Origin of the sequence: Spiroplasma endosymbiont of Lariophagus distinguendus (assembly GCF_023846195.1) — a bacterium.
Classification (GTDB): domain Bacteria; phylum Bacillota_I; class Bacilli_A; order Mycoplasmatales; family VBWQ01; genus Spiroplasma_E.
In genome coordinates, this window is record NZ_JALMUW010000052.1 from 1 (window position 1) to 7,223 (window position 7,223).

General features: G+C 24.9%; 7 protein-coding genes. 2 read left to right on the plus strand and 5 right to left on the minus strand.

Annotation, left to right across the window (positions count from 1 at the left end; translation table 4 throughout):
- Positions 1-119: 119 nt before the first annotated feature.
- Together M0D11_RS04650 and M0D11_RS04655 are read right to left on the minus strand one after the other, a co-directional pair.
- Positions 120-1,889 carry a ribonuclease J gene (locus M0D11_RS04650; RefSeq protein WP_252320540.1) on the minus strand — a complete coding sequence of 590 codons (1,770 nt, stop codon included), beginning with the start codon at positions 1,887-1,889 and terminating at the stop codon, positions 120-122.
- Positions 1,890-2,067: 178 nt separating this feature from the next.
- Complete coding sequence (locus tag M0D11_RS04655) at positions 2,068-4,182, minus strand: polyribonucleotide nucleotidyltransferase (RefSeq protein ID WP_252320542.1); 2,115 nt, start codon at positions 4,180-4,182, stop codon at positions 2,068-2,070.
- Positions 4,183-4,287: 105 nt separating this feature from the next.
- Between M0D11_RS04655 and M0D11_RS04660 the strand changes: the two genes are divergently transcribed.
- Entirely contained in the window at positions 4,288-4,623 is a 336-nt protein-coding gene (locus tag M0D11_RS04660) for a rhodanese-like domain-containing protein (protein WP_252320544.1), read from the plus strand.
- 1 nt (position 4,624) lies between these two features.
- On the opposite strand, the gene M0D11_RS04665 is transcribed toward M0D11_RS04660, so the two are convergent.
- From M0D11_RS04665 to M0D11_RS04675, 3 genes are read right to left on the minus strand one after another with little or no spacing between them, the layout of a single operon-like run.
- Positions 4,625-5,023, minus strand: a complete 399-nt coding sequence (locus M0D11_RS04665) for a PTS sugar transporter subunit IIB (protein ID WP_252320546.1) — start codon at positions 5,021-5,023, stop codon at positions 4,625-4,627.
- Between the two features lie 38 nt (positions 5,024-5,061).
- Positions 5,062-5,877, minus strand: a complete 816-nt coding sequence (locus tag M0D11_RS04670; RefSeq protein WP_252320548.1) for an NAD(+)/NADH kinase — start codon at positions 5,875-5,877, stop codon at positions 5,062-5,064.
- Between the two features lie 23 nt (positions 5,878-5,900).
- On the minus strand, positions 5,901-6,296 hold the full coding sequence (locus M0D11_RS04675; protein ID WP_174481244.1) for a Spx/MgsR family RNA polymerase-binding regulatory protein: 396 nt from the start codon (positions 6,294-6,296) through the stop codon (positions 5,901-5,903).
- A gap of 593 nt (positions 6,297-6,889) precedes the next feature.
- Between M0D11_RS04675 and M0D11_RS04680 the strand changes: the two genes are divergently transcribed.
- Positions 6,890-7,114: a hypothetical protein gene (locus M0D11_RS04680; RefSeq protein WP_252320550.1), complete on the plus strand. Its 225-nt coding sequence runs from the start codon at positions 6,890-6,892 to the stop codon at positions 7,112-7,114.
- Positions 7,115-7,223: the final 109 nt, after the last annotated feature.

The following is a 7,223-nucleotide window of genomic DNA, read 5'->3' on the forward strand; positions in this document are numbered from 1 at the left end:
CAATAGTTTTTAGTAATTTTTCTAAACTGGTTCTAATTTACTAAACATTATATAAATTTTAAAATTAGTTTAAATATGAAAAATTATATAAGTTAAGGTTAATGATAATATCATTAACCTTAAATTTCATTAACAACTGTTAAAATCATAGGGAACTTACCAGTTTCTTTTTTAATATAATCTTGTAAGTCATTTTTCATTTTAGTCTTAACTTCACTAAGACTAAAAGCATTATTAGTTTTATATTTTTCAATAACATTAATAATAATGTTTTGCAATTTTTTCAACATTTCTTCATTATTAGTTAAATAAACAACACCACGCATTTGTGCATCAATTAAAGAAATAATTTCTTTAGTTTTACGATTTATTGTCACTCCTGTAATTAAAATACCATCACGTTGTAATTGTTTTCTTTCACTAATAACAATGGAACCAATATCACCAACACCAATACCATCTACATATACATCACCAGTTTTTATTAAGTTATCTGTTGTTTTATTAGTAGCATTTTTATCATTAAAACGAGAAGGACGTGCAACATACTGTTTAACAAAATTATCAATTAATTTACCATTTTCAAAAGTAATAACTTCACCATTATCATGAATTAAAGCATTGTTATGTAATACACCAGCATCAATGGCTGCTGCTTGTGCTACTACAAAATCTTTATATAAACCTTTAACTGGTAAAAAATATTTTGGTTCAATAATATTAACCATTAACTTAATATCTTCATAAGAAGCATTTAAACTTCAAGCTTGTTTTTCTGATATATTAATAACTTTAACATCAGTACGTGCTAAGTCATCTAATAAGGCTGCATGAGCCAATTCATTTCCTGGAATTGGTGGAGTTGCTAAAATTATTGTATCTTGGGATTCAAGTTTTAAATAATCATCATTACCAATAGCAATTTTATTCATTCTAGTAAATAAACGCTCACCACTACCAGTAACAATAATTACTGTATCTTTAGTACCAATTGTTTGTGCTAAATTAATAATTTGTGATTTATCAATATTGAAAGCGTTTAAATCATTAACTTTTAATAAAATATCATATAAAGTTGCACCATAAACTGCAATTTTACGTTTAGAGTTAGTTTCTTTAATAGCATTAAGAATTTCACTAACACGATATAAATCTTGATCATAACATGCAAGAATAACTCTTCCTGGTGCTTCTTTTAATACTGGTTCAATAATAGTTTGAATTTTATGCTTAGGAGCTGTAAAAGCTTTTCTATTGGCGCATGTTGCTTCACTAATTAATAATAAAACATCATTTTTAGAAACACTAGCTAAATGTTGAATATCAGTAGTAAAATCACTACGATGTTCACCATCAAAAATATAATCACCCGTATAAACAATTGTTTCATTTAATTTAATATTTTCACCATTATTTACAGTTAGAACAAAACCTAAACTACCTGGAATTGAAGTAGTTGTTTTAAATGTTTTAACAACAACATTACCAAATGATACTTTTTGTTCAGGTTCAATAGTTTTAATTATAATTTCATTTTCATTAATAAAACGAAAACGTTCTAATTTCTGCTTAATCATAAAATCAGTTAGTTTACTAGTAAAGATTGGAACTTTATACTCGGGTTTTATTTTATTAAAATCTTTTAAAATATAAGGTAGTGCTCCAAAAGCATCATCAGATGGTTTTGAAATAAATATACCTTGAATACGATGTTTATTTTCTTTTAAATATGTATAATCTGGAATAATAATATCAATTCCTAAAATTTCTCTTTCTGGGAGTCTAATGCCGGCATCAAATACAAATATCTTATCATTTACTTCAACAACATATAAGTTTTTACCACGTTCATCTAATCCACCCAGAGCAAATACTTTTATCTTTGCCATGTTTTCACCAGTTTTCTACTTTCTTTATTTTTATTTTATAAAATTTAATATCTTAGAAGAACATAAAAATTAAAACTTTAACTTAAATTCCCAAGATGCTGCTATATTATGTTATTAGTATTTTAACACTAATTTAATAATAAAACTGTAATTAATTTTCATTAAAAATAGTTTCAAATTATTTATCAATAATTTCTAAGCTAAGCTTACTATTATCTTCAACTTTAATTACTCGAACTTTAATTATATCATTGATTTTAACGACATTATTTAAATTATCAATACGTTTATTAAATTTTTTTGAAAATTCTGAAATATGAATTAAACCATCAATCTTATCTTGTAAATTAACAAAAACACCAAAATTAACAATTTTTACAACTTTACTATCAAATTCAGAACCGATTTTAATTTGAACAGGATTAACAATACTTTCAATAATTTGTCAAGCTTTATCAATGGCTGATTGTTCATTATGATAAATCATCAATCGTCCATCATCTTCAATATCAATTTTAACATTATCACAGTCGGTAATAATTTTATTAATAACTTTCCCACCAACACCAATAATATCACGAATTTTATCAATTGGAATTAACTTTTGAATAATTTTTGGAGCATTAGGTGCCAATGTAGTTCTAGGTTTTTTAATTACTTCATTCATGTTTGCTAATACTTGTAATCTCGCAATTCTGGCTTTTTCTAAAGCTTGTGTAATAATATTAAAATCAATACCAGTAATTTTAATATCCATTTGTAAAGCACAAATACCATTAGCTGTTCCCGCCACTTTAAAATCCATATCACCTAAGTGATCTTCTAATCCTTGAATGTCAGTTAAAATTGTAAAATCTTTTTCTTCTTTAATTAAACCCATGGCAATACCAGCAATTGCAGCTCTAATCGGTACACCACCAGCCATTAATGCCATTGATGAAGCACAAATTGCTGCTTGTGAAGTTGAACCATTTGATGCTAATACTTCTGATACTAATCTAATTGTATAAGGAAAATCTTTTTCAAGAGGAATAATTTGTAATAATGCTTTTTCACCAAGGGCGCCATGACCAATCTCACGTCGTGAAGGAACACCCATTCTTCCGGTTTCACCAACAGAAAATGGAGGAAAATTATAATGATGAATAAAACGTTTATACTCTTCTTTACCTAATCCATCAATAATTTGATGTTCCGCAAGTGCACCCAAAGTTAAAACTGATAAAACTTGTGTTTCACCACGAGTAAACATTGCACTACCATGAACAATAGGTAAAACATCAATCATACTTGTTAATTTTCTAATATCATCTGCTTTTCGTCCATCAACTCGTACATTATTTTTTAAAATCATAGTACGCATTGCTTTTTGTAATAATTGATCAATACTTTTGCGTAAATTATGAATAGTTGTTTCTTCACCAGCATTTAAAACTTCTTGATTAAATTTATTTTTAAAACTTTGAAATGTTTCTTCAACTAAATTTTTAATCAAGTTACTTCGACTTTTTTTATCAACAGTAGTACTAATTTTACTAATTTGTGATTGACAATTTGTTTCTACAAATTGTTCAATATTAACAGGAATTAATGCTAACTGTGGTTTAAATTTATTTGGTTTTAATTTTTCAATGATACTTTCTTGAAAAATTATTAATTTAATAATATGTTCATGTGCAAATTTTAATGCTTTAATCATATCTTTTTCTAAAATATCATGACATCCAGCTTCAACCATATTGATGGCATCTTTTGTTCCACCAACAATCAATTCCATTTTTGAATTTAATAATTGCTCTTGTGTTGGATTAAGGACAAGTTCATCATTTATTTTACCAACAACAACAGTAGCACTAGGACCCTGAAATGGCAAACTACTTAATCCTAAAGCAAGTGAAGTACCAAAAGCTGCATTTACTCTAACATCACAAGCATCATCTAACGCAAAAACATTATTTACAACTTGCACTTCATTAACAAAACCTTTTGGAAATAATGGACGGATTGAACGATCAATTAATCTAGCACATAGTGTTGCATATTCACTAGGTCGACCTTCACGCTTTAAAAAACCACCTGGAATCTTACCAACTGAATATAACTTTTCTTGAAAAACTATTTGTAATGGAAAAAAATCTTGATTATTAATAACTTCATTATATGATACAGTTGTTAATACAACTGTATTTCCATAAGTAATTTTTACTGATTTTTCTGCTAAATTAGCCATTGTACCTAATTCAACAATTAATTCATATTTTCCTTCTTTAAAAAGGAATTTTTCTTTTAACATTATTTACTCCTTAGCTTCCATTTTTTGTCGCAACTATGAGCATTATAGCATAATAAAATGTTAAAATAAGTTATAGAACAATTTTATTTTAGGAGGTCATAACTTATGTTTAAACATAAAATACAAAATGAAATTTCAATTTCAAATAAAGACTTTGATAAAATTAAAAATAAAGCTTTAATTATTGATGTTCGTGATGTTGCTGAATATCAAATTTTAAAAAAAATAACAAATGATAATGGTGAACTTAATATTGTTAATATTCCTTACTATGATTTGATTAAAAATCCTAGTAAATATATTGAAAACAAAAATCAAGTGATTATAACTATTTGTAATGCAGGAAATCGTTCAACTGCTGCTGCACTAACACTCAGAGAATTGGGCTATACTAACACTTATGTTTTAATTAATGGTATTTATGGATATTACAAAAAATAACTTATTTCTCATTATTTAATTTAATAAGATCATTAATAGCAATACTTAAATTATTACAATAAGTTCCTAAGACTAAACTAACACTATCGTCTTGGTCTAAAATACCACGATTTTTAATTTTTTTAAGATTATTAAAATTAATTTTTGAATGATCAATAATCTCTACCTTAATTTTATTTGCTGTTGCTGTTGTCTCTTTAATATTATCAATTCCCCCTAAATCAACAATAAAATTTTGTAATTTAAATGGGAATTTTTGTGGTTTATTAATAGGTTTTGAATTACTTTCTTGTTGATTGCGTAATTTTTTAGCTGTACTAACATTTCATATTCAAATCCCAATACTAGCCACAGCAAATAACAATGCAATAACTAATAATACTATTTGTCAAATTGGCATGATTACCTTCCTTAATTAATATATTTTTAAATATTTTCTTAATCTTCTTGAATAAAAGCTTTTTTTACTTTAGCAAGTAAAGAATAATGATTAAGTCGATATTCTAAAACTTGTAACGTTAATTCTGATAATTTAATTGTTACCTTATCATTTAGTTTATCATTAAAATCAAAAGTATCAACAATTAATTTTCCAAAATCGCTCAATTTACTATCTTTTTGAATATTTTTCAAAGTAATTTCATGATTTTCATCCAAAATTAGTGGTGAATTTAAACTGCGATAACTATTATTAGCTACTGGAGCAATTTCATGAAATTGCATTAAGTTATGATTTGAAATTAAAACAGCACCACCAAGTGATTTCATTAAACCCGTCGAACCAGTTCTTGTTGCAATAACTAAACCAGAACCACGAAAGTTTTCAAATAATTGATTATTAATTAACACTTGACATGAAAGAGTTGTTGTTAAATTAACAAATTTAACTTCATTAATAGCATATAAAATCTTATTATTAATATTTACTTCTAATAATGAAAATTTATTTACTATTAAATTATTATCATTTTTATCAATTCACATTAATACTTTGTCAACTTCTGTGTTTAAAAAGTTTTCATAAAAACCAAGATTACCACATTTAAAACTAACAAACTTAACAGTATTGAGTATATTATTATAATCATGAACAGCTTTTAAAAATGTTCCATCACCGCCAATAATAAAAACAATATCTGGAAAAGAAGTATCTTCAAGTGCTTTAAGGGCCAATAACTTGGCCCTTAATTCCTTAGCTAATGATTGAGAATTCTCATATTTATTAGCAATAATTGTAAATTTATAATTTTTCATCATGTATTCCAATCATATTTCAATTAAAATATTTCACAAGAATCTTCAAATTCGTTTTCAATAGAACCACGTAAAAATAATTCAATCTCATCTTCATTATAACCAATTTGAATACGTTGTTTATTTTCTTGAACAATAATTGGACGTTTTAAAACAGTTGGTGAAGTTTTAATTAAATCAAAAACTTGTAACATTGTTAACTTTTCAATATTAATAGCATGTGTTTTAATAAACTTTGCTCTTGTTGAAATAATATCACCAACACCATTTGGTACAAATCTTAATAATAATTTAATTTCAGTATCGGTCAATGGATTATGGATAATATTACGTTTAATATATGGAATTTTATGTTTATCAAAAAATTGAATAACTTTTTTTGAAGACAAACAACTTGGCGAAACATATATTTTAATCATGATAATACCCCTCTTTGCTTTTAGACTACATTTGATTTAAATACTCTTTTTTAAAATTAATATTTTTTTATCTTTTAAAGATAAAAGTTAATAAACTCTACATTACTATAATAATATATATTTCCACACTATCTTTGACCAAACTTAGAAAATAAGTACATGAAAGACCTTTTCCGCTATATCCTTCACCCACATATTATATCATATTATTTTTTGAAAAATAGATACTTTTATTCCTTAAATTTTATAAAAAAATTTAACATATATTTTACTATCAAATTTTATTAATAATTTGAATTATAATATAATGAAATTATAAAATTAAATTTTCTTTATTTTAAAGTAAATAATTAAAAATAAATAATTTTTATGAGTAAAAAAACAAGGAGTTAACTAAACATGCCTATTCAAAATAATAACAGTAAATATTTTAAAGAATTCATAATTGGAACTATAATTAGTTCCACCGGAATATTATTAACTGGTCTTAGTTTATCCACTATTTTATTTTTTATGATAATACAAAAAATGGAAAATCAATAAAAGATAAATTAAATACTATTTTAAATCCAAATAATTTAGTAGTATGCATAATGGGTTCTGTACCTTTAATTCATAGTTTAAACATAACACAAGTTGGTAATAAAAAAATAACAAATGCCACTAAAGGATTAATAGAAAATATGCTAGTATCATTTTCAAAATCTAAAAAAAGAACTCCTTTATTAGCAAATAATGATGTAACGAACATCAATAACTTTGAATTACAAAACCCAGTCAATAATATAAATAATAAAGTAACAATTAATACTTTATAAATATTTATCTTTTAAAGACAAATAAAATTTAATTTAAATAGCTTAATAAATTAAACTGATTTTATCATTTTAATTGATTCTGTTATTATATCAATACCAGAATCATTAG